The organism is Aeromicrobium sp. (assembly GCF_032084975.1).
Lineage (GTDB): Bacteria > Actinomycetota > Actinomycetes > Propionibacteriales > Nocardioidaceae > Aeromicrobium.
The window spans coordinates 12,357-33,271 of record NZ_DAMDLR010000019.1; the positions used below are offsets into that span (position 1 = coordinate 12,357).

Annotated in this window: 19 protein-coding genes and 1 pseudogene; 17 read left to right on the forward strand and 3 right to left on the reverse strand. The window is 70.4% G+C overall.

Annotated features, from left to right (window positions below; genetic code table 11):
• The first annotated feature begins 82 nt into the window (after positions 1-82).
• From ligA to gatB, 6 genes are read left to right on the forward strand one after another with little or no spacing between them, the layout of a single operon-like run.
• Positions 83-2,359, forward strand: coding sequence for an NAD-dependent DNA ligase LigA (gene ligA, locus RT323_RS06895; RefSeq protein WP_313406280.1), 2,277 nt, complete (start codon positions 83-85; stop codon positions 2,357-2,359).
• A 49-nt stretch (positions 2,360-2,408) separates the two neighbouring features.
• A complete protein-coding gene (locus RT323_RS06900) occupies positions 2,409-3,215 on the forward strand; it encodes a hypothetical protein (protein WP_313406283.1) in 807 nt (268 codons plus the stop codon).
• Positions 3,212-3,766 carry a DUF6318 family protein gene (locus tag RT323_RS06905; protein WP_313406286.1) on the forward strand — a complete coding sequence of 185 codons (555 nt, stop codon included), beginning with the start codon at positions 3,212-3,214 and terminating at the stop codon, positions 3,764-3,766. The genes RT323_RS06900 and RT323_RS06905 overlap by 4 nt, the downstream gene beginning before the upstream one ends.
• A 38-nt stretch (positions 3,767-3,804) precedes the next feature.
• Positions 3,805-4,107, forward strand: coding sequence for an Asp-tRNA(Asn)/Glu-tRNA(Gln) amidotransferase subunit GatC (gene gatC / locus RT323_RS06910; protein ID WP_313406288.1), 303 nt, complete (start codon positions 3,805-3,807; stop codon positions 4,105-4,107).
• Positions 4,104-5,609, forward strand: coding sequence for an Asp-tRNA(Asn)/Glu-tRNA(Gln) amidotransferase subunit GatA (gene gatA / locus RT323_RS06915; protein ID WP_313406290.1), 1,506 nt, complete (start codon positions 4,104-4,106; stop codon positions 5,607-5,609). The genes gatC and gatA overlap by 4 nt, the downstream gene beginning before the upstream one ends.
• Positions 5,606-7,108, forward strand: a complete 1,503-nt coding sequence (gene gatB, locus RT323_RS06920) for an Asp-tRNA(Asn)/Glu-tRNA(Gln) amidotransferase subunit GatB (RefSeq protein WP_313406291.1) — start codon at positions 5,606-5,608, stop codon at positions 7,106-7,108. Before gatA ends, gatB begins: the two co-directional genes overlap by 4 nt.
• 3 nt (positions 7,109-7,111) lie before the next feature.
• Here the strand turns inward: gatB and RT323_RS06925 are convergent, their stop codons facing one another.
• Positions 7,112-8,314 carry a DUF222 domain-containing protein gene (locus RT323_RS06925; protein ID WP_313406294.1) on the reverse strand — a complete coding sequence of 401 codons (1,203 nt, stop codon included), beginning with the start codon at positions 8,312-8,314 and terminating at the stop codon, positions 7,112-7,114.
• 131 nt (positions 8,315-8,445) lie between these two features.
• Between RT323_RS06925 and RT323_RS06930 the strand changes: the two genes are divergently transcribed.
• Both RT323_RS06930 and RT323_RS06935 read left to right on the forward strand, forming a co-directional pair.
• Complete coding sequence (locus RT323_RS06930) at positions 8,446-8,970, forward strand: DUF6281 family protein (protein ID WP_313406296.1); 525 nt, start codon at positions 8,446-8,448, stop codon at positions 8,968-8,970.
• Between the two features lie 59 nt (positions 8,971-9,029).
• Positions 9,030-9,509, forward strand: a complete 480-nt coding sequence (locus RT323_RS06935; RefSeq protein WP_313406299.1) for a pyridoxamine 5'-phosphate oxidase family protein — start codon at positions 9,030-9,032, stop codon at positions 9,507-9,509.
• A 121-nt stretch (positions 9,510-9,630) separates the two neighbouring features.
• On the opposite strand, the gene RT323_RS06945 is transcribed toward RT323_RS06935, so the two are convergent.
• Positions 9,631-9,987, reverse strand: coding sequence for a hypothetical protein (locus RT323_RS06945; RefSeq protein ID WP_313406302.1), 357 nt, complete (start codon positions 9,985-9,987; stop codon positions 9,631-9,633).
• 78 nt (positions 9,988-10,065) lie between these two features.
• Here RT323_RS06945 and RT323_RS06950 point away from each other — a divergent pair.
• The 7 genes and pseudogenes from RT323_RS06950 to ilvD all read left to right on the forward strand — a co-directional run.
• A pseudogene (locus RT323_RS06950) lies at positions 10,066-10,209 on the forward strand (DapH/DapD/GlmU-related protein); the annotation flags it as partial.
• Positions 10,210-10,323: 114 nt separating this feature from the next.
• The gene (locus RT323_RS06955; RefSeq protein ID WP_313406308.1) at positions 10,324-11,784 is read left to right on the forward strand and encodes a protein adenylyltransferase SelO family protein; all 1,461 of its coding nucleotides are present in this window, start codon (positions 10,324-10,326) and stop codon (positions 11,782-11,784) included.
• Positions 11,785-11,870: 86 nt separating this feature from the next.
• A complete protein-coding gene (locus RT323_RS06960; protein ID WP_313406310.1) occupies positions 11,871-12,473 on the forward strand; it encodes a hypothetical protein in 603 nt (200 codons plus the stop codon).
• A gap of 62 nt (positions 12,474-12,535) precedes the next feature.
• Positions 12,536-13,531 carry a patatin-like phospholipase family protein gene (locus RT323_RS06965; RefSeq protein WP_313406313.1) on the forward strand — a complete coding sequence of 332 codons (996 nt, stop codon included), beginning with the start codon at positions 12,536-12,538 and terminating at the stop codon, positions 13,529-13,531.
• Between the two features lie 46 nt (positions 13,532-13,577).
• The gene (locus RT323_RS06970) at positions 13,578-14,204 is read left to right on the forward strand and encodes a SatD family protein (protein WP_313406316.1); all 627 of its coding nucleotides are present in this window, start codon (positions 13,578-13,580) and stop codon (positions 14,202-14,204) included.
• A complete protein-coding gene (locus tag RT323_RS06975) occupies positions 14,204-14,887 on the forward strand; it encodes a hypothetical protein (protein ID WP_313406318.1) in 684 nt (227 codons plus the stop codon). Before RT323_RS06970 ends, RT323_RS06975 begins: the two co-directional genes overlap by 1 nt.
• A 42-nt stretch (positions 14,888-14,929) precedes the next feature.
• Positions 14,930-16,624 (forward strand): dihydroxy-acid dehydratase, encoded by a 1,695-nt coding sequence (gene ilvD, locus RT323_RS06980; RefSeq protein ID WP_313406319.1) that lies wholly within the window; start codon positions 14,930-14,932, stop codon positions 16,622-16,624.
• Between the two features lie 102 nt (positions 16,625-16,726).
• On the opposite strand, the gene RT323_RS06985 is transcribed toward ilvD, so the two are convergent.
• Complete coding sequence (locus tag RT323_RS06985) at positions 16,727-18,808, reverse strand: acyltransferase family protein (protein ID WP_313406321.1); 2,082 nt, start codon at positions 18,806-18,808, stop codon at positions 16,727-16,729.
• 58 nt (positions 18,809-18,866) lie between these two features.
• Here RT323_RS06985 and RT323_RS06990 point away from each other — a divergent pair, with 58 nt between their 5' ends.
• Together RT323_RS06990 and RT323_RS06995 are read left to right on the forward strand one after the other, a co-directional pair.
• The gene (locus tag RT323_RS06990) at positions 18,867-20,294 is read left to right on the forward strand and encodes an SDR family NAD(P)-dependent oxidoreductase (protein WP_313406322.1); all 1,428 of its coding nucleotides are present in this window, start codon (positions 18,867-18,869) and stop codon (positions 20,292-20,294) included.
• A 2-nt stretch (positions 20,295-20,296) separates the two neighbouring features.
• The gene (locus tag RT323_RS06995) at positions 20,297-20,839 is read left to right on the forward strand and encodes a GNAT family protein (RefSeq protein WP_313406380.1); all 543 of its coding nucleotides are present in this window, start codon (positions 20,297-20,299) and stop codon (positions 20,837-20,839) included.
• Positions 20,840-20,915: the final 76 nt, after the last annotated feature.

The window sequence follows — 20,915 nt, forward strand, 5'->3', positions numbered from 1 at the left end:
TAAGCAGATCGACGGTGGCGGCAACTCGACCGCCCGATGCGTCGTCATGACCCTGTCGGTGAGCGGCACTAGGCTCGGCGCCATGGCGGAAGAACGCGATCGGGGACTGCCCCAGGACGAGCCCGGCCCCGAGGCGGCACGCGACGAGGCGACCCATCTGGTCGAGCAGATCGAGCAGGCTCGCGACGCGTACTACGGGCGCGACACGTCGCTCGTCGACGACGCCACGTACGACGCCTGGATGCACCGGCTCGAGGAGCTCGAGCGGCTCCACCCCGAGCTGCAGGGCCAGGACTCGCCCACCCTCAACGTGGGTGCCGCCACCGGCACCACGGCGCTGCCGCCGATCCAGCACGCCGAGCGGATGCTCAGCCTCGACAACGTGTTCTCGCCCGAGGACCTGCGCGACTGGTGCGCCAAGACCACGCGGGCCGCGGGACGCAAGGTCCGCTGGCTGACCGAGGCCAAGATCGACGGCCTCGCGATCAACCTGCGGTACGAGGACGGCGTCCTCGTCACGGCCGCCACGCGCGGTGACGGTCGGGTCGGCGAGGACGTCACGGTCAACGCGCTCAAGGTCGCCGGCATCCCCGAGCGGCTCGCGGGCGAGGGCCACCCGCCCCTGGTCGAGGTGCGCGGCGAGGTCTTCATCGGCATCGCCGAGTTCGAGCGCCTCAACGCCTTCCAGGCACAGCTGCGCGAGCGTGCCGTGGCCGAGGCCACCGGTCGCGGCGTCACCGAGGAGCGCGCGACGGCCAGCGCGGCGCGGCGCTTCCCGGCCTTCGCCAACCCCCGCAACGCCGCCAGTGGTGGACTGCGCCAGCAGCTCGACAAGAAGTCGGGCCTCGAGCTCGAGGCCGGGCACGAGCGCATCGCGGTCCTCAACCTCTACGTCCACGGCATCGGTGCGTGGGAGCGCCCGCCGGTGGCTGCGCAGAGCGAGGTCTACCAGCTGCTGCAGGAGTGGGGCCTGCCCACCAGCCCCAACACGCGCGTGTTCGACGAGGTCGACGACGTCCTCGAGCGTGTCGCCCAGCTGGGCGGCCAGCGTCACTCCCTCCAGCACGAGATCGACGGCCTCGTCGTCAAGGTCGACGAGCTGGCCCTGCACCCCGAGCTGGGCGAGACCAGTCGCGCGCCGCGCTGGGCGATCGCCTACAAGTACCCGCCCGAGGAGGTCCAGACGACGCTGCTCGACATCGTCGTCTCCGTCGGCCGCACGGGCCGGGCCACCCCGTACGCGCAGATGGAGCCGGTTCGCGTGGCCGGCAGCGTCGTGCGCCAGGCGACCCTGCACAACCAGGACGTCGTCAAGGCCAAGGGCGTGCTGATCGGCGACACCGTCGTCCTGCGCAAGGCCGGCGACGTGATCCCCGAGGTGCTGGGTCCCGTGGTCGAGCGCCGCGACGGCAGCGAGCGGGCGTTCGTCATGCCCGAGGGCTGCCCCGAGTGCGGTACGCCCTTGCGCGCCATGAAGGAGGGCGACAAGGACCTGCGCTGTCCCAACGCGCGCACGTGCCCGGCCCAGGTGCGCGGCCGCGTCGAGCACGTCGGCTCGCGCGGCGCCCTCGACATCGAGGCGCTCGGCGAGGTCACGGCTGCGGCCCTCACCCAGGGCAAGGGTGCCCCGCTGGACTCCGAGGCCGGCCTGTTCGACCTCACCGTCGACCAGCTCGTGCCGATCGAGGTGGTCGTCCGCGATGCCGAGACGGGCGAGGAGAAGCTCGACGAGAAGTCGGGCCTGGCGGTGGTCCGCACTCCGTTCCGAGTGAAGACGGGCGACCCGTCCAAGCAGGCGCAGGTGCTGCTCGACGAGCTCGAGAAGGCCAAGACCAAGGACTTCTGGCGCCAGCTCGTCTCCCTCAACATCCGTCACGTCGGCCCGGTCGCCGCCCGAGCTCTGGCGCAGTACTTCGGCTCGATCGACGCCATCCGCGCCGCCACCCGCGACGAGCTCGCGGCGGTCGAGGGCGTGGGCGGGATCATCGCCGACTCCGTCATCGACTGGTTCGAGGTCGACTGGCACCGCGACATCGTCGACCAGTGGCAGGCGGCCGGTGTCCGGTTCGCGATCCCCGACCACCCCGGCCCGGGGGCCGCGGCGCTGGGTGGGGGAGTGCTCGACGGCCTGACGATCGTCGTCACCGGCGGACTCGAGGACTTCACCCGCGACTCGGTGAAGGAGGCGATCATCGCCGCGGGCGGCAAGGCGGCCGGATCGGTCAGCAAGAAGACCGACTACGTCGTCGTCGGCGAGAACGCCGGCTCGAAGGCGGACAAGGCCGAGGAGCTCGGCGTCCCGATCCTCGACGAGGCTGGGTTCAAGAAGCTGCTCGCGGAAGGTCCCCAGTCGTCCTGACGTATATGCTCGGGGTGTTGTCGACTGCGGTTCGGGGAGGAACGTGCTGATGCGCTGGCGATGGATCGTGGGTCTGGTGGCCGTCATGATGTTGTGGGCGGCAGCGCCGGTCCAGGCGAACGACTGGGATCTCACCCCCAACCCCGAGGTCCCCGGAGTGGACCTGGGCGGCGAGGAGGAGATCCCCGGCGGGCCCGGATCCGGACCCGGCCCCGGCGACCCCAGCGGCCCCCCGGCCGACCCGAACGTGCAGTACCGATGGGTCCTGCATCCGTCCCCGTGTGCGGCACCGCGGGTCTGGTACCACCAGGAGCGCCGTGACCGCACGGGCGGCGCGTGGGGCGAGTGGGAATCGACCGGGCAGACCACCGGCTGCATCGAGCCGGAGGAAGCGCCCGAGGAGGAGCTGCCCGAGATCACGCCCGAGATGATCCGCGACCAGGCCCGCGCCCTGGCGCCCGTGCCGGTCGTCTCGATCGAGCCGGCCACCCGGACGTTCGTCAACATCCCGACGAACTTCTCCGCGCCCGGCGGCGGGGCCACGCGCACGGTCGAGATCCTCGGCCGCTCGGTCACCATCACGTTCACCGAGACCTCGACCACCTGGAACTTCGGCGACGGCAGCACGGGCACCGGCAACGGTGTCGCCGGCGCGTCCGTCGGCCAGGCCGACGCGGTCGAGCACCTGTACCGACGGGGCGGCTCGGTCTCGGTCACGGCGGCGCGCTCGTTCGCCGTGTCGGCGCAGGTTCCCGGTGCCGGCACGATCACGCTCGATGAGCCGATCGTCGCCACGAGCGCTCCGTACGCCCTGGCCGTGGGCGAGATCCAGTCCCTCGTGACGGGCACCCGATGAGGCGGTTGGCCGCCTCCCTCGTCCTCGCGCTGGTGGCACTGGCGGGCTGTGGCGGGCAGGACGACGACGCGGGCCTGCCCGAGTTCTCCGCCACGCCCGAGGCGTCGGCGAGCGCCCAGTGGGACCAGAAGGCCAAGCCGGAGCGTCCCGAGGACGTCAAGACCGAGGAGGGCCTGCGCGCGTACATCGACTACCTGGCCCTGGTGACCCCCTACACGCTGGCGACCCACGACTCGGCCGTCCTCGCGAACCTGGGTGATCCGACGACCTGCGTGCCGTGCGCCCGCGCGGGTGAGATCGGCGAGTCCTACGGCAACGAGATCGTCCTGTACGAGCAGCGGCCGTCGGTGCGCGACGTGGCTGCCACGAAGGATCCGGCCGGTGACAAGTGGGTCGTCAAGGCCCAGATCGACCTTCCGGCGTCCCAGCGCGTCGACAAGACCAGTGGCGAGGCGCAGTCCAAGTCACCGGCCGAGAGCGTCGCGGTCACCTACGACGTCATGTGGGCCAGCGGACGCTGGGAACTGATCAACTACGCGTCGCAGTCCTGAGTGCCGGCGCTCGGGCGCCGCTCACTAGGATGGCGACCATGTCGTCACCCGAGATCTCCCGCGACGACGTCGCCCATCTGGCGAGCCTCGCGCGGATCGACCTGTCCGACTCAGAACTCGACCGGCTGGGCGCCGAGCTGCCCGCCATCGTCGAGTACGTCCAGGTGGTCCAGGAGGCGGCCGGCGACGACGTCCCCGCCATGAGTCACCCCGTCCCGGTCACGAACGTGTTCCGGCCCGACGAGGCCACCCCGAGCCTGACGCCCGACGCGGCGCTGGCCGGTGCCCCCGCCAGCGAGGAGCAGCGCTTCCTCGTGCCGAAGATCCTGGGAGAAGAATGAGCGACCAGACCCGTTCGACCGCAGCCGACATCGCCGCGGCGCTGGCCGACGGCTCCACCACGTCGGTCGAGGTCACGCAGCAGCACCTCGACCGGATCGCGGCCGTCGACGGCCGCATCCACGCCTACCTTCACGTGGACGCCGAAGGCGCTCTCGCCACGGCGGCCGACGTCGACCGGCGCCGTGACGCGGGTGAGTCTCTGCACGCGCTCGCCGGCGTCCCGATCGCGGTCAAGGACGTCCTGACGACCACGGGCATGCCCACGACCTGCGGCTCGAGGATGCTCGAGGGCTGGGTGCCGCCGTACGACTCCACCGTCGTGTCGAGGCTCAAGGCCGCCGGTATGCCGATCCTGGGCAAGACCAACATGGACGAGTTCGCGATGGGCTCCTCCACCGAGCACTCGGCGTACGGCCCCACCCGCAACCCGTGGGACACCGACCGCATCCCGGGCGGCTCGGGCGGCGGCTCCGCCGCGGCGGTCGCGGCGTTCGAGGCCCCGCTCGCGGTCGGCACCGACACGGGCGGCTCGATCCGCCAGCCCGGCGCCGTCACCGGCACCGTCGGCGTCAAGCCCACCTACGGTGGCGTCTCGCGCTACGGCCTCGTCGCGATGGCCAGCAGCCTCGACCAGGCCGGTCCCGTCACCCGCACCGTCCTCGACGCGGCCCTGCTGCACGAGGTCATGGCCGGTCACGACCCCCGTGACTCCACCAGCCTCGACATGCCGGTCCCGCCGGTGGTCGAGGCCGCTCGCCGCGGCGACGTCGCTGGCCTGCGCGTCGGCGTCGTGACCGAACTCGGCGGCGAGGGCTTCCAGCCCGGTGTCCGCCAGCGCTTCGAGGAGTCGATCGAGATGCTGGCGAAGGCCGGCGCCGAGATCGTCGAGGTCTCGTGCCCCAGCTTCGCCCACGGCCTGGCGGCCTACTACCTCGTGATGCCGAGCGAGGCCAGCAGCAACCTGGCCAAGTTCGACGCGATGCGTTACGGCCTGCGGGTCATGCCCGACGGCATCGCCGACCCGAGCGCCGAGCAGGTCATGGCCGCCTCGCGCGACGCGGGCTTCGGCGACGAGGTCAAGCGCCGCATCATCCTGGGCACCTACGCGCTGTCCAGCGGGTACTACGACGCCTACTACGGCTCGGCGCAGAAGGTCCGCACGCTCATCGCGCGCGACTTCGAGGCCGCCTTCGAGAAGGTCGACGTCCTGGCGTCGCCCACGTCTCCCACCGTCGCGTGGCCGCTGGGCGAGAAGCTCGACGACCCGCTGGCCATGTACGCGCAGGACATCGCCACCATCCCGGCGAACCTGGCGGGCGTCCCCGGCATCTCGCTGCCGATCGGCCTCTCGGACGGCCTGCCGGTGGGCCTGCAGTTCCTGGCTCCGGCCATGGCCGATGACCGCCTGTACAACGCCGCCGCCGCCGTCGAGCGTCTCGTCGCCGACCGCGACGGTAGTCCCTTCGCCGCCCAGGCACCCGAGTTGGAGGTCGCCCGATGAGCACCACCGCCACGAAGCTCGTCCCGTTCGACGAGGCGCTCAGCCGGTACCAGCCGGTCATGGGCCTGGAGATCCACGTCGAGCTCAACAGCACGACGAAGATGTTCTGCGGCTGCTCGACCACTTTCGGCGCCGAGCCGAACACGCAGATCTGTCCCGTGTGCCTGGGCCTGCCCGGCGCGCTGCCGGTGGTCAACGCCAAGGCCGTCGAGTCCGCGATCCGCATGGGCCTCGCGCTCAACTGCCAGATCGCCGAGTGGTGCCGATTCGCGCGGAAGAACTACTTCTACCCGGACATGCCGAAGAACTTCCAGACGTCGCAGTACGACGAGCCGATCGCGTTCGACGGCTTCATCGACGTTGACGTGGAGGGCGAGACGTACCGGATCGAGATCGAGCGCGCGCACATGGAGGAGGACACGGGCAAGTCGCTGCACGTCGGCGGCAGCACGGGTCGCATCCACGGAGCCGAGCACTCGCTGCTCGACTACAACCGCGCCGGCATCCCGCTGATCGAGATCGTCACCCGCACGATCGAGGTCCCGGGTGACAAGGCGCCCCTGGTGGCGCGTGCGTTCGTCAACCAGATCCGTGACCTGATGGTCGCGCTGGGCGTCTCGGACGCCCGCATGGACCAGGGCTCGATGCGCGCCGACGTCAACCTGTCGCTCAAGCCGCTCGGCTCTGACCAGCTGGGCACGCGCACGGAGACGAAGAACGTCAACTCGTTCCGCTCGGTCGAGCGCGCGGTCCGCTACGAGATCGGTCGCCACGCGGCGATCCTCGACGGCGGCGGCTCGATCCTGCAGGAGACGCGTCACTTCCACGAGGCCGACGGCAGCACGTCCGCCGGTCGCCCGAAGTCCGACGCCGACGACTACCGCTACTTCCCCGAGCCCGACCTCGCGCCGGTCGCGCCGTCGCGCGAGTGGGTCGAGGAGTTGCGCGGCACGCTGCCCGAGCCGCCGTCCGAGCGTCGCAAGCGACTGCAGTCCGAGTGGGGCTTCAGCGACCTCGACATGCGCGACACCGTCGGCGCGGGTGCTCTCGACCTCGTGGTCGAGACGATCGCCGCCGGCGCCTCGCCGCAGGCCGCCAAGAAGTGGTGGCTGGGCGAGTTGGCCCGCACCGCCAACGAGCGGGGCACCGACCTGCAGGCACTCGCGATCACGCCCACCCAGGTGGCGCAGATCCAGGGCCTCATCGATGCCAAGCGGATCAACGACAAGCTGGCCCGCCAGGTCTTCGAGGGGGTGCTGGCCGGCGAGGGTGAGCCCGAGGCGGTCGTCGCCGCCCGCGGGCTCGAGGTCGTGTCCGACGACGGTGCCCTCGGCGACGCGGTCGACCGCGCCATCGCGAACGATCCCGACGCGGCGCAGAAGATCCGCGACGGCAAGCAGGCGGCGGCAGGTGCGCTCATCGGCTTCGTGATGAAGGAGATGCGTGGCCAGGCTGACGCGGGACGTGTGCGCGAACTGATCCTCGAGAAGTTGTCCTGAGCCTCAGCCCACCAGACGTCCGGGGTCGATGAGGTCGACCTCGACCAGCATCGGCGGGCACGGCAGGTAGCGCTCGATGTGGCGCAGAGGCGTGTCGAGGTAGCGGTCGTCGAGGTGACCGTGTGACTTCATGTTGTGGTGCTTGCGGCAGAGGCACCGGAGATTCCGCCCCGACGTCTCGCCACCTGAGTCGTAGTCGATCGCATGGTCCTGGTCGGTCTCGTGAACCGGGGCTCGACATCCGGCGACGCGGCAGCTTCCGTCCCGCCATCGGAGTGCCTGTCTGAGCGACTCGGGTGGTCGATAGCTCAGGACCGTGGTGTCGAGCACTTCGCCCATGGGGTCGAGGACGAGTCGTCGCAGGATGCTGTGCTCGGACTGGGCCAGCTCGCGGACCCAGTCGCTGCCGACCGGTTCGCCGTCCAGCGTGAGGCCGGGGCCGTCGGTGAGTCCGATCAGGTCGGTCGCGGCGATGCTGATGGCGATCTCGGCGCGGATGTCCGTCCGGGTGCCCTCGGAGCACGTGAGCCAGTGTGTGAGCAGGTCGGCCATCTTCTGGTCGCGGGTGCGGCGGTCCGTCTCGTCGGTCTCGGGATCGACCCTGGGCAGTGCCCTGGCCGCCTTGCGCAGGCGGTCGCCGACGGCGATGGCCACGCCGGTGGGCAGCAGTGCATTCAGCCAGCTGGTGCCATCGGCGAGGTGGGTGATGGTCACGCGTCGTTCGTCGACCGCCTTCGCGGCCTCGATCTTCGTGGCCTCCGGCTCGAGTTTGGCCCGCAACCGTCGAAGCCAGGCGCGCAGCTCGGCGATCGTGTGCGTCGCGGCGTACTCGGGACCGGAGTGCTCGAGCCGTGCCCAGGCATCGCGGGTCTGGAGTCGTTCGGCAGTGTCGGCGATCGCACTCACGCGAGCGGCATCGAGGTCGCCCGCGCGGAAGGCGGCCCACACCGAGGGAGTGCGCTCGCGGACCGTCCGCGACTGGAAGATGATCGCCCAGACCGCGCGCTCGGTGATGTGCAGCGCCTGCGCCAGCTCGAGCACGACCTCGCGGCGCGCGAGCTCCTTGGACAGCACGATGTCGTCGGTTCGGTCGATCTCGGCAGTGCGGCGGTCGTGGTGGGACACGACGACGGTCCACTGCTCGTACTCCGCGATGGCGCGACGCCGACGCACGACTTCGCACGCCCCCGCGATCCCCGAACTCATGAAACCAACGTAGTGTGCCCCACTGACAAGCCTCACGGGCCGCAGCGAGTACTCCGTCAGCCAGCGAGATAGGCCCAGGTTCCTGTGGACCAGACGTCCTCAGCGGCCAGCTTCCCGGTCCCGTCGATGCCGTGCCCATCGGCGCCTCCGACGGTGGGCCGACGAGCCACGCGACAGAACTCATCGGCGACGAAACGTCGTGGACGGGAGGCCGCCGAGTGATACTGGACTCGAGTCCGAGGAGTCCTGTGAGCACACGAACCCTGCGACATTCCTTCCTCGCGATAACGTGCGTCCTCACGGTCGCGGTCGCGGGATGCGGGCTTGCCGGCGAGTCCGGAACGGCGAACGACTGCTACCTCCAGGTGCGTTCCGGTGGCATCGTCTACACGCAGGTCGCCATGGACACCGACCACCGGGCCAAGGAGTTCGCGAGCGCGGAGATGGCTGACTGTGATGACGTAGGCGTCGATGCCCGAGGGTCGGTCTTCCCGGAGGATCCGCGATGGGTCGACACCTGGCAGTTCGCCGAATACCCGACCGATGAGGTCCTGGGCGTCCGCCTTGGCCAGGACACGATGAGCGTCTTCGTCGCCGACTCCGTCTCGCCCGAGGATCGCGACCGACTTGCCGAGAAGCTCCGGACGGCTGGCTGACCTACGACCCCGGAGTCCTTCGGGAGGCGAGACCGTGGCCATGATGTGAGGCTCGATGCATGACCACCAACGACCAGCTCGAGACCGTCACCAAGATCATGCGCGACGCCAGGATCGCCGTCCTGACCTACGTGTCGAAGGAGGGCTTGCTCGTGTCCACGCCGATGGGCGTGCAGGATTTCGAGCATCCCGGGACCACGTGGTTCCTCACGGAGGCGAGCAGCGAGAAGGCGCAGGCGCTCCAGGCGGACCCGCGGGTGAACGTGGCCTACTCGAGCGACGCCGGCTGGGTCTCACTCAGCGGCACTGCTCACGTCGAGCGCAATCAGGGCAAGGTCAAGGACCTGTGGGACGCCTCGTCGGGCGCGTTCATGTCCGGCGGACCGGAGGACCCCGACAACATCGCCCTGCGCATCGACGCGACCTCCGCCGAGTACTGGGAGTCGCCGGGCAAGATCAGCGCGGCGGTCCAGCTGGTGAAGGGCCTCGTGACCGACAAGCAGCCCGACCTCGGCGAGAACGACACGATCGGTCTCTAGGCGGTCATGCACAGGCCCGGAGACGTCCGGGCTGAGGACCGCGAGGACCCAGAATCACCGAGCCGACGGACTCGATCATCCGGGTCACCGCGACCTGCATCCGCGGGAGCGACCTCGGGCCCTACCGGGGCTCGTCGTGAGGAGCATCGACATGGACCTGCAGGACTTTCTCGACCACGTGAACAGTGGTGCGTTGATCGAGGGCGGATCGCAGCAGCACGCATTCATGCACGGCGCCGCCCAGGAAGCCTTCCGCATCACGGAAGCTGAACGCCGGTGACCGCTCACCCGACGAGGTCCGAGCCTTGCTGTCCGAGCTGACCGGGAAGGAGATCGACGAGTCCGTTGCGGTCTTCCCGCCGTTCCACAGTGAGTTCGGCAAGAACCTCACCTTGGGCAAGGATGTCTTCATCAACTCGGCTGCCGGTTCCAGGACACGGGTGGCATCACCATCGGCGACGGCACGCTCATCGGTCACGGCACCACGCTGACCACGCTCAACCACGCGGTCGATCCCGACCGACGCGCGGACATGCTGCCGGCGCCGATCGTCATCGGCGCGAAGGTCTGGCTCGGTGCCTCCGTGACGGTCGTTCCGGGTGTCACCATCGGGGACGGGGCCATCGTCGGAGCCGGCTCGGTGGTCACGAAGGACGTGCCCGCCAACGGCATCGTCGCCGGTGTGCCCGCGCGACTCATCCGTGAGACGGGCTACGAGTCACGGTGAACCGGCAGCCCCGCCTTCGTCCCGCCCTACCTGCGGCGGGACCGTTTGGCCCTGATCGAGCCTCGTGAGGTCAGTACGCTGGACGGGGTGACGACAACTCCCGTGACGGCGCCGCTGTCGAACCGATTCGCCACGGTGCTCCCTGAGTTGGCCGTGCCGTGGCGAGCCGAGCAGACGCCGGACCCGAAGGTGCTGGCGCTCAACGACCTGCTGGCCGCCGATCTCGGCCTGGACGCAGACGTACTGCGCACCCCTGACGGTGTCGGACTCCTGACCGGAACCTCGGTGCCGCCGGATGCCACGCCGGTCGCCCAGGCCTACGCCGGTCACCAGTTCGGCGGCTACTCGGCGCGACTCGGGGATGGCCGCGCGCTCCTGATGGGCGAGCTGGTCGACCGTGAGGGGCGGCTCCGCGATCTGCACCTGAAGGGCTCCGGGCGCACACCGTTCTCCCGTGGCGCCGACGGGTTCGCGGCCGTCGGCCCCATGCTGCGCGAGTACGTCATCAGTGAGGCGATGCATGCCCTCGGCGTGCCCACGACGCGCTCGCTGGCGGTGGTCGCCACCGGACGCGACGTGCGTCGCGAGACGATCCTGCCCGGCGCCGTGCTGGCCCGGGTGGCGAGCAGCCACCTTCGCGTCGGCACGTTCCAGTACGCCGCGTCGACCGGCGATGTGGAGTTGCTACGACGCCTGGCTGACCACGCGATCGAGCGTCATCACCCGGCAGCCGCGTCTGCGGACAACCCTTACCGGGCGCTGTTCGAGGCCGTGGTCGAGGCGCAGGCCGATCTCATCGCACGGTGGATGCTCGTCGGGTTCGTCCACGGTGTGATGAACACCGACAACATGACGATCTCCGGCGAGACGATCGACTACGGGCCATGCGCGTTCATCGAGGCGTACGACCCGGGCGCGGTCTTCAGCTCGATCGACGTCGGCGGCCGCTACGCCTACGGCAACCAGGCGGCGGTCGCCCAGTGGAACCTCGCGCGGTTCGCGGAGGCGCTCCTCCCGTTGTTCGCGCAGGACCAGGACACCGCGGTCGAGCTCGCGATGGAGTCGCTCGGCACGTTCGCCTCGAGATACGCGGTCACCCATTCGGCGGGTCTTCGAGCCAAGCTCGGCCTTCCCATCGGCCTGGAGGACTCGATCGCGGCGAAGCTGGGGGAGGAGCTGCTCGATCTCCTGCACAGCAACCACGTCGACTGGACCAGCGGCTTCCGCGCGCTGGGGTCGGCGGCCCGCGGTGATGCCGAGCCCTTCCGTGGACTGTTCGTCGACCTGAAAGCCATCGACGAGTGGCTGTCGCGCTGGCAGTCGGTGGGGCCGGACCCGACCGCGATGGACCGCGCCAATCCCGTCCACATCCCGCGCAACCATCTGGTGGAGGAGGCGCTCGACGCCGCGACGGCCGGCGACCTCGCGCCCTTCGAGCAGTTGTTGGAGATCGTCCAGCGCCCGTTCGAGGAGCGTCCGGGCCTCGAGAGGTATGCCGCACCAGCGCCGGAGGACTTCGGGCGGTACACGACCTACTGCGGCACCTGAGGACTCCACGTCGCCACCGTCTCACTCCAGCGGACCGGTCACCTTGAGGGGTTGTGTGACATCGGACGTGATGGGTCAATGGCCGCATGGACGTCGAGTGGGCGGCAGCGGGCCTGGCCTTCTCGGCCGCCATCTTCGGCGCCGCCCTGGCGGCTGGGGTCTCTCTCCTGCAGCAACGACGCGACGCGGCCACCGAACGTCAGCGTCGTGAGGACGAAGCGGAGCGGCGGCGTCAGGAGCGTGCCGAGTCGCGACGGCTGGCCGAGGCGTCCTCACGCGACGAGTCAAAGATCGCGGCACGCATCGTCCGCGTCGACGTCGAGCAGGCGCGAGCACGGATGAGCATGGCCGTGCGGAACGGTCACTACTGGTCGAGTGCCTACACGCTGCCGCAGGACTCCTGGCTCCAGTACCGCGAGAAGATCGCCCGGCACCTCACAGCCGAGGAGTGGGCTGTCGTGAGTCGCTTCTTTCGATCAGTCGCCAGCTTCGATGCCGGGGCCAGCGTCGCCCGGTCGCGCGATCCCAGCCGTTCGCCGGCCGAGCTGAGCGAGCGGATGAGCAAGGCGATGGAACGCGCGGTGGTCCGCGCGGACGAAGCCTTCGCGGTGCTGGCGAGGTTCACCGCAGACGACCCGACGCCCGACGCGGAAGAGCTCGCCACCGACGCGGACGATCCCGACATGTGACAGAACCCAGTGCTGGGACGTCTCGGCGAGGCGGGGACACGTCCACGTCCTAGAGTCGAACCGTGGACGAGAAGCGCACGGTCGACCTGATCCTCGAGGGCGGGGGAGTCAAGGGCATCGCGCTGGTCGGCGCCGCGACAGCGCTCGTCGAGAACGGCTACGCGTTCGCCCGGATCGGCGGATCCTCCGCCGGGGCGATGGTCGGCGCGATCATGGCCGCGATGCAGCACGCGAACGAGCCGTTCAGCCGGGTCGACGACATCATGCGCACGATCGACTACGAGGCGTTCCTGGATCGCCGGCCCGGCAGCAGGGCGCTGAACTGGTGGCCGCGTGCCGCCGACGCGTGGGGCGTGCTGTTCCACCTGGGGGCGCACCCGGGCCGCTATATGGAGCAGTGGGTCCGCGGCGTGCTGGCCGACCTGGGCGTGCGGACGTTCGGTGACCTGGCGTTCCCCGATCCGGGCAGCTCGCTGCCGCCGGGGGAGTCCTACCGGCTCGTCGTCACCGCCAGCGATTTGTCCCGCCAGCGGGCGATGTTCCTACCGTGGGACCTGCGCGCCCACGACGTGGATCCCGACGAGTTCTCGGTGGCGCGCGCCGTCCGAGCGTCGGCCGGCATCCCGTTCCTGTTCGAGCCGAAGCGGATGACGTCCCCGTTCGGCACGCTCACGCTCGTCGACGGCTCCCTGCTGCGCAGTTACCCGATCGAGATCTTCGACCGCACGGACGGCCGGCCCAGTCGCTGGCCCACGCTCGGGGTGCGGCTGAGCTCGCCCGCCGGCCAGCGGGCCAAGGCCAAGCCCGTGACCTCGCCGATCGACCTGCTGACGAACCTGATCAAGACCACCGTCGACTCGACGCAGGTCCGGCACGTGAGCGACCCGACCTCGATCGATCGCAGCATCTTCGCCAAGCCGAGGGGAGTGCGCTGGACCGACTTCGACCTGACCCCCGAGCAGCGCACGAGCCTGTTCGAGGCCGGGCACGACGCAGCCACTCGGTGGGTGCAGAAGCACCCGGCCGGTCCCGCCATGTCGGACCTGCGTGCAGTGTGAAGCGGAAAACTTCACTTCGGCTGAATAAAGGCATAGACTTCATTTCATGGAAATGAAGCCCTCGGCTGAACCGATCGAGAGCGTGGCCGTCATCGGCGACCTCGTGGCCTCGCGTGACGTTCCCTCGCGTGCCGCCGCCCAGGAGGCGCTCATCTCAGCCCTGGCGCTCGCGGCCGAGATCGCTCCGTCCCGGCAGGCGCCTGCGCCCACGATCGGCGACGAGTTCCAGTCGACCCACGAGACGGTCGCCGACGCCCTGCTGGCGGCGCTCGTGGTCCGGCTCGCCCTTCCCGAGACGATGGACGCCCGCGTCGGCATCGGCCGCGGCGCGATCGAAGTCGTCGGTCGGTCCGAGTACGGTCTCACGCAGGACGGCCCGGCCTGGTGGAACGCGCGCGAAGCGATCGGTGAGGTCGAGCGTCGCGTCGCACGCCAGACCGGCCTGCGCACGTGGGTGCACGAAGGGGGAACGGTGAACGCGTACGTGATGGCTCGTGACCATGTCGTCAGTGGCTTCGACGGCCGCCAGCGACGGCTCGTACTGGGTCTGCTGCAGGGTCGCACCCAGCGCCAGCTCGCCGAGAGCGAGGGCATCTCGGCGTCGGCCGTGTCGCAGTCGCTGCGCCGCAGTGGGGCCCTCGCCGTCATCGACGGCCTGGAGGTGGTGCGCTGATGGCTCTGCTCGCCCTGGTCCTGCTCGCGATCTGCCTCGCCGAGTACCTGCGCCACGTCGACACCGTCTGGATCGTCGCCCTCGAAGCCATCGCGATGATCGCGATCGTCGTCCTGGTCGCCCACGGCCTCGGCTACGGGCCCGGCGCCGGCTGGCTGCCCGCGGTCGTCGGCCTGTGGTGGGCCAGCGCGCGCACCCTCTCGTCGTGGCGCGTGCCCGGGATGATCGCGTCCGGCATCGCCGGCGTGCTCGCTCTCGTCGCCTCGCCGTTCATCGACCGCGACCGCCCGCCGATGCTCGACTGGTTCGAGGGCCTCGGGATCCCCGGCCTGCTCGGCGTCGGCCTCGACGAGTTCGTCCTGGCCCTGGTCACCGCCATCGCGCTGATCGGTCCGGCCAACGCCGTCGTGCGCGAGGTGCTCGACCACGTCGGACGCGGCCTGCTGGGGGAGGAGCGCCGGCTCAAGGGCGGTCGCGTCATCGGCCCCCTCGAGCGAGTCATGGTGTTCGCGTTCGCCGTCGGCGGCAACTACGGGGGAGTGGCGGCGATCCTGGCCGCCAAGGGCATCCTGCGGTTCCCCGAGATCTCCAAGGACGAGGGCGACGGCTCGCGCGCCGAGTACGTCCTGGTCGGCAGCTTCGTCAGCTGGTTCATGGCGCTGGCGCTCGTCCCGCTGTTCTGACCGGGCGGCGGAGCGACACCCGGCCGGTCGTACGATGCGTTCATGGCCGAGACCCCCGAGACCCCCGACATCGACATCAAGCCGCGCAGTCGCGACGTCACCGACGGTCTGGAGAAGACCGCCGCCCGCGGCATGCTCCGCGCGGTGGGCATGGGGGACGACGACTGGGTGAAGCCCCAGATCGGCGTCGCGTCCAGCTGGAACGAGATCACCCCCTGCAACCTCTCGCTCGACCGCCTCGCGAAGGCCGTCAAGGAGGGCGTGCACACCGGTGGCGGCTACCCGCTCGAGTTCGGCACCATCAGCGTCTCCGACGGCATCAGCATGGGCCACGAGGGCATGCACTTCTCGCTCGTCAGCCGTGAGGTCATCGCGGACTCGGTCGAGGTCGTCATGTCGGCCGAGCGCCTTGACGGCTCGGTCCTGCTGGCCGGCTGCGACAAGTCCCTTCCCGGCATGCTCATGGCTGCCGCGCGCCTCGACCTGTCCAGCGTCTTCCTCTACGCCGGCTCGACCCTGCCGGGCAACGTCGACGGCAAGGACGTCACGATCATCGACGCCTTCGAGGCCGTCGGCGCCTGCATGAAGGGTCTGATCACCCGCGACGAGGTCGACCGCATCGAGCGCGCGATCTGCCCCGGCGAGGGCGCCTGCGGCGGCATGTACACCGCCAACACCATGGCCTCGGCCGCCGAGGCGCTCGGCATGAGCCTGCCCGGCTCGGCCGCGCCGCCGGCTCCCGACCGCCGCCGCGACGAGTACGCCCGCAAGTCCGGCGAGGCCGTCGTCGAGCTGCTGCGCAAGGGCATCACCGCCCGCGACATCATGACGCTCGAGGCCTTCGAGAACGCGATCACCGTGGTCATGGCGCTCGGCGGCTCGACCAACGCCGTCCTGCACCTGCTGGCGATCGCCCGCGAGGCCGGTGTCCCGCTGACCCTCGACGACTTCAGCCGCGTCGGCGACAAGGTCCCGCACCTGGGCGACCTCAAGCCCTTCGGTCGCTACGTCATGAACGATGTCGACAAGGTCGGCGGCATCCCCGTGATCATGAAGGCGCTGCTCGACGCGGGCCTCATGCACGGCGACGTCATGACGGTGACCGGCAAGACGATGGCCGAGAACCTCGCGCACATCGACCTGGGCCTGGACGGCGACGTCATCCGCCCGCTCGACCAGCCGATCCACCAGACCGGCGGCCTCACGATCCTGCACGGCTCGCTGGCTCCCGAGGGCGCGGTCGTCAAGAGCGCCGGCTTCGACGAGTCGGTGTTCCGCGGCACCGCCCGCGTGTTCGACGGCGAGCGCGCCGCGATGGACGCGCTGGAGGACGGCACCGTCGTCGCCGGAGACGTGGTCGTCATCCGCTACGAGGGCCCCAAGGGTGGACCCGGCATGCGCGAGATGCTGGCCATCACCGGTGCCATCAAGGGCGCCGGCCTGGGCAAGGACGTCCTGCTGCTGACCGACGGGCGCTTCTCCGGCGGCACGACCGGCCTGTGCGTCGGCCACGTCGCCCCCGAGGCCGTCGACGGCGGACCGATCGCCTTCGTCCGCGACGGCGACCCGATCACGCTCGACGTGGCGAACAAGACGCTCGACGTCGAGATCGACGAGGCGGATCTCGAGCAGCGCAAGGTCGGCTGGGAGCCCAACCCGCCGAAGTACACCTCCGGTGTGCTCGCGAAGTACCGCAAGCTGGTCAGCTCGGCCGCGCACGGAGCGGTCACCGGCTGACGCGTCCCGCCCGCGGGACCGAGATCTGTAGAGCCGCGTACCTTCTGGAGCCCAGAAAGGTACGCGGCTCTACACATCTCGCCCACCGGGCGGGCCGCCCGGTCAGCCAGTGAGCCCGGTGCGCTTGAGCTCGCGCCACACGATCGGCGCCATGGTGCGCACGAACGTGTCGGTGAGGTGGTTCGAGTCGGCGTAGACGGTGACGCCGCCGATGACGGCGGGGCACTTCCTCTCGTCGCACAGGACGTCGTGCAGGTCGATCCCGTGCGTGCGCTCACCCGCCTCGGCGGCGGCGAGGAACGGGTCGGGCTCGACGAGCGTCGCGGCCCGGTCGAGCGCACAGTCGGACTGCCGCTCCTGCGTCGTCTGCTCGAGGCACGCGTTGACCTCGTTGCGCTCCTGCAACGGGACGTCCGAGAGGGCGACGACCGGGACGCCGCGGTCGGTCGCCGAGGACCACGCCTCCAGCAGTCCGTCGGTGCGCTCCTGCGCGTCGCCGGGGATCCGGTCGGCCCGCGCCGTCGTGATGACGAGGTCGTAGCGGTCGGCGTCGTCGGCCATGATCGTGGCCATCTGCTGCTTGAAGTCGACGCATTCGTCGACGTACCTCACGCGCCACGGTTCGGCCGTGGTCCACACGCAGCCGCTCTGGAAGTAGCCGTCCCACGCGACCTTGCCCTCGTCGGCCCACTCGCGCAGCACCGAGCTCATCATGCGGGCGTGCGAGTCACCGACGATGGCGACCTTGAGGGTGTCGGGGTCGGTCCAGTCGCCCCCGGTGCACGGCTTGATCGGCTCGCCGACGGGACGCTGTGAGCACCAGCCCTCGGGCGGACGGTCACCGTTGGCGGACCTCGGCTCGGGGATCTGCAGCCGGTCCAGCTCGGGGTTCTCGCACGGCTTCTCGGGATCGTGCGAGGCTGCGCCGAAGCACTTCGGAGCCTCGCTGGCGATCGTCTCGGCGATCTGCTGGTCGCGCTCCAGTGCTTGCTCGCTGGAGCTGATCGCCATCAGGGAGGGAACGATCACGGCCGCCATCGCAGCGACCGTGAGCCCGTACGTCAGCCGCGGCCGGCGTCGCCTCAGGAACGTGGAGGTGCGCACCGGGTCCTCGATGAGCCGGGTGGACAGCCCGGACAGCACGAAGGTCAGGACCAGGATCCCCACCAGCGCGTACGGCCCGTTCTCGCGACCGCGCACGAACGGCATCAGCACGATGAGAGGCCAGTGCCACAGGTACAGGGCGTAGGAGACGTCGCCGGTCCACTGCACGGATCGCCGGCGCAGCAGCGGCATGGGGGAGAGGACCGAACCCGGCGAGCCCGCCGCGATGAACAGCACGACGGCCAGGACGAGCGCCACGATCGGCAGTCCCGGGACGGGGGTGGCGTGGTCGAAGAACAGTCCCGCGCCGACCATGAAGGCGAGCGCGCCCCAGGAGACGACCGAGCGCGCCACGTCCGACAGGCGGTTGAGGACGCCGGGGGCGAAGGCCAACAGGGCTCCCGCGCCGAACTCCCACGCGCGGGTCGTGGTCGCGAAGTACGCCTGGGGGACGCCCTGCGCCACGAGATACAGGCTGTGCACGAGACTCGCGGCGACGACCACGCCGAGCACCGCGGCGATCATGTGGCGGCGATCGCGACCCAGCCGGACCGCGAGCCACAGGCCCAGCGCCACCAGCAGCGGCCAGAAGACGTAGAACTGCTCCTCCACCGACAAGGTCCAGTAGTGCTGGACGGGCGACGCGATGTTCTCCTGGGCGAGGTAGTCCACCGAGTCGCCGGCCAGCAGCCAGTTCTCGACGTACGCCGCCGAGGCGATCATCTCGCGGTAGAACTGCGACCAGTACTGCTGCGGAACCCACAGCCACGTCGCCACGCCGGACACCGCGATCACCGAGAGCGCGGCGGGCAGCAGGCGTCGCGCGCGCCGGGCCCAGAACTGCGCGAACGAGATGCGTCCGTCGCGGTCGATCTCGCGCAACAGGTGGCTGGTGATCAGGAAGCCCGAGATGACGAAGAAGATGTCCACGCCGACATAGCCGCCGGGCACGCGCCCCGGCCACAGGTGGTAGACCACGACGAGCAGCGCCGCGAGCGCGCGCAGCCCCTGGATCTCGAGGCGATGGTCGCGGGAGGGGACGACGGCGCCGGGCGCAGCGGTGGCGAGGCGCGTGGTCACTGGCCGATTCTCCCATGCGGGCCAACCTCGTCTCGGCTCCGGTCGTTAGGATTCCGGGGTGCCGAACTTCACCGACGACGAACTCGCGACCGCCCTCAAGGTCCTGGGTGAGGCCCAGCACCTCGGCGACGAGGACGAGGCGTACGTGGCGCTGCGGCGGGCGTGCGGGAAGTTCTACAAGGACGTCAAGAAGCAGCGCCGCAAGGCCAAGCGCGACGCCGTCAACGAGGCCGACCAGCAGGTCGTGGCCCTGACCGCCACCGGCTCGCCGCGCCGCATCGACGACGAGACGGCCGGGATCACGCTGGTCTCCAGCACGAAGGGCGCCTCGGCGGGGGTCCTGTCCGTCGCGCGCGCCTGCTACATCTGCAAGACCAAGTACACCGTCGTCGACGCGTTCTACCACCAGCTGTGCCCCGAGTGCGCCGCGATGAGCCACGCCAAGCGCGACGCCCGCACCGACCTCACGGGCAAGCGCGCCCTGCTCACGGGCGGCCGCGCCAAGATCGGCATGTACATCGCGCTGCGCCTGCTGCGCGACGGCGCCCACCTCACGATCACCACCCGCTTCCCGCGCGACGCGGTCCGCCGCTTCAGCGCCCAGCCCGACAGCGACCAGTGGCTCGACCGGCTCAAGGTCGTCGGCATCGACCTGCGCGACCCGGCCCAGGTGATCGGACTCGCGGACAACGTCGCCGCCGCGGGCCCGCTCGACATCCTGGTCAACAACGCCGCCCAGACCGTCAAGCGCCAGCCCGGCGCCTACCAGGCGATCGCGGATGCCGAGGCCCAGCCGCTGCCCGAGGGCTTCACTCCCGAGCTGGTCACGTTCGGCCACACCAGCGACGCCCACCCCGCGGCTCTCGTCGGCTCCGTCGCCTCGCACCCGGCGCTCGCCGGTGACGCCGTCACGGCCGAGGAGCTCACGTCCATCGCGCTCGAGGCCGGGTCCGCCGACCTCGAGCGGATCGACGCCGGGGGACTGCTGCCCGACCTCGTCGACACCAACAGCTGGGTCCAGCACGTCGGGCAGGTCGATGCGCTCGAGCTGCTCGAGGTCCAGCTGTGCAACAGCGTCGCGCCGTTCATCCTGGTCAGCCGCCTGCGACCCGCCATGGCCGCGTCGCCCGCGCGCCGCAAGTACGTCGTCAACGTCTCGGCGATGGAGGGCCAGTTCTCGCGCGGGTACAAGGGCCCCGGCCACCCGCACACGAACATGGCCAAGGCCGCGCTCAACATGCTCACCCGCACCAGCGCCCGCGAGATGCTCGAGAGCGACGGCATCCTGATGACCGCCGTCGACACCGGCTGGATCACCGATGAGCGCCCCCACGTCACGAAGAAGCGTCTCGCCGAGGAGGGCTTCAAGGCCCCGCTCGACCTCGTCGACGGCGCGGCCCGCGTCTACGACCCGATCGTCCAGGGCGAGGCCGGCGTCGACCTGCACGGCGTCTTCCTCAAGGACTACGAACCGTTCCCTTGGTGAGCATGGACCTTGCGCACGTGGTGACCGAGCGGCTGGACCTGCGCGCGGCGTCCCTCGACGACCTGCGCGAGGTCCATGCGGTGAACGCCGATCCGCGACTGTGGACGCATTGGCCCGAGGGCGTGTCCACGGACGAGCAGCGCACCGTCGACGACCTCACGCAGTACGTGCAGGAGTGGGCTCGGGACGGGCTCGGCTACTGGGCCGTCCGACGGCGTGCGGACGGCGGCTTCGTCGGCATCGGCGGCGTGCGGCTGCGGCCGGGCGGACTGTGGAACCTCTACTACCGGGTCGCGGCCGAGCACCACGGGCACGGCTACGCGACCGAGATCGCGCGAGCGGCCATCGCGGCGGCCGCCGAGGTCCGGCCCGAGGCGCCCGTGGTGGCCTACCTGCTCGACCACAACTCGGCGTCCCGGCGGACGGCCGAGCGGTGTGGGCTGAGCGAGGTCTGGCGCGGACCCGACCGTCTCGTCCCCGGCGGCACGAGGGTCGTGATGGCGGACCGTCCCCTCGCGGCCGAGCAGCTCCTGGCAGCGACCTGACGAACCATCCCGTCCGCATCGTGGACACGGAATCTCACAACTTGACCACATCGCACCGGCGAAGCACACTGGTCAC

Excerpts from the sequence above, each read along its gene's own strand:
- ligA (WP_313406280.1), top strand. The coding sequence starts at position 83 with ATGGCGGAAGAACGCGATCGGGGACTGCCCCAGGACGAGCCCGGCCCC.
- RT323_RS06900 (WP_313406283.1), top strand. The coding sequence starts at position 2,409 with ATGCGCTGGCGATGGATCGTGGGTCTGGTGGCCGTCATGATGTTGTGG.
- RT323_RS06905 (WP_313406286.1), top strand. The coding sequence starts at position 3,212 with ATGAGGCGGTTGGCCGCCTCCCTCGTCCTCGCGCTGGTGGCACTGGCG.
- gatC (WP_313406288.1), top strand. The coding sequence starts at position 3,805 with ATGTCGTCACCCGAGATCTCCCGCGACGACGTCGCCCATCTGGCGAGC.
- gatA (WP_313406290.1), top strand. The coding sequence starts at position 4,104 with ATGAGCGACCAGACCCGTTCGACCGCAGCCGACATCGCCGCGGCGCTG.
- gatB (WP_313406291.1), top strand. The coding sequence starts at position 5,606 with ATGAGCACCACCGCCACGAAGCTCGTCCCGTTCGACGAGGCGCTCAGC.
- RT323_RS06925 (WP_313406294.1), bottom strand. The coding sequence starts at position 8,314 with ATGAGTTCGGGGATCGCGGGGGCGTGCGAAGTCGTGCGTCGGCGTCGC.
- RT323_RS06935 (WP_313406299.1), top strand. The coding sequence starts at position 9,030 with ATGACCACCAACGACCAGCTCGAGACCGTCACCAAGATCATGCGCGAC.
- RT323_RS06960 (WP_313406310.1), top strand. The coding sequence starts at position 11,871 with ATGGACGTCGAGTGGGCGGCAGCGGGCCTGGCCTTCTCGGCCGCCATC.
- RT323_RS06970 (WP_313406316.1), top strand. The coding sequence starts at position 13,578 with ATGGAAATGAAGCCCTCGGCTGAACCGATCGAGAGCGTGGCCGTCATC.
- RT323_RS06975 (WP_313406318.1), top strand. The coding sequence starts at position 14,204 with ATGGCTCTGCTCGCCCTGGTCCTGCTCGCGATCTGCCTCGCCGAGTAC.
- ilvD (WP_313406319.1), top strand. The coding sequence starts at position 14,930 with ATGGCCGAGACCCCCGAGACCCCCGACATCGACATCAAGCCGCGCAGT.
- RT323_RS06995 (WP_313406380.1), top strand. The coding sequence starts at position 20,297 with ATGGACCTTGCGCACGTGGTGACCGAGCGGCTGGACCTGCGCGCGGCG.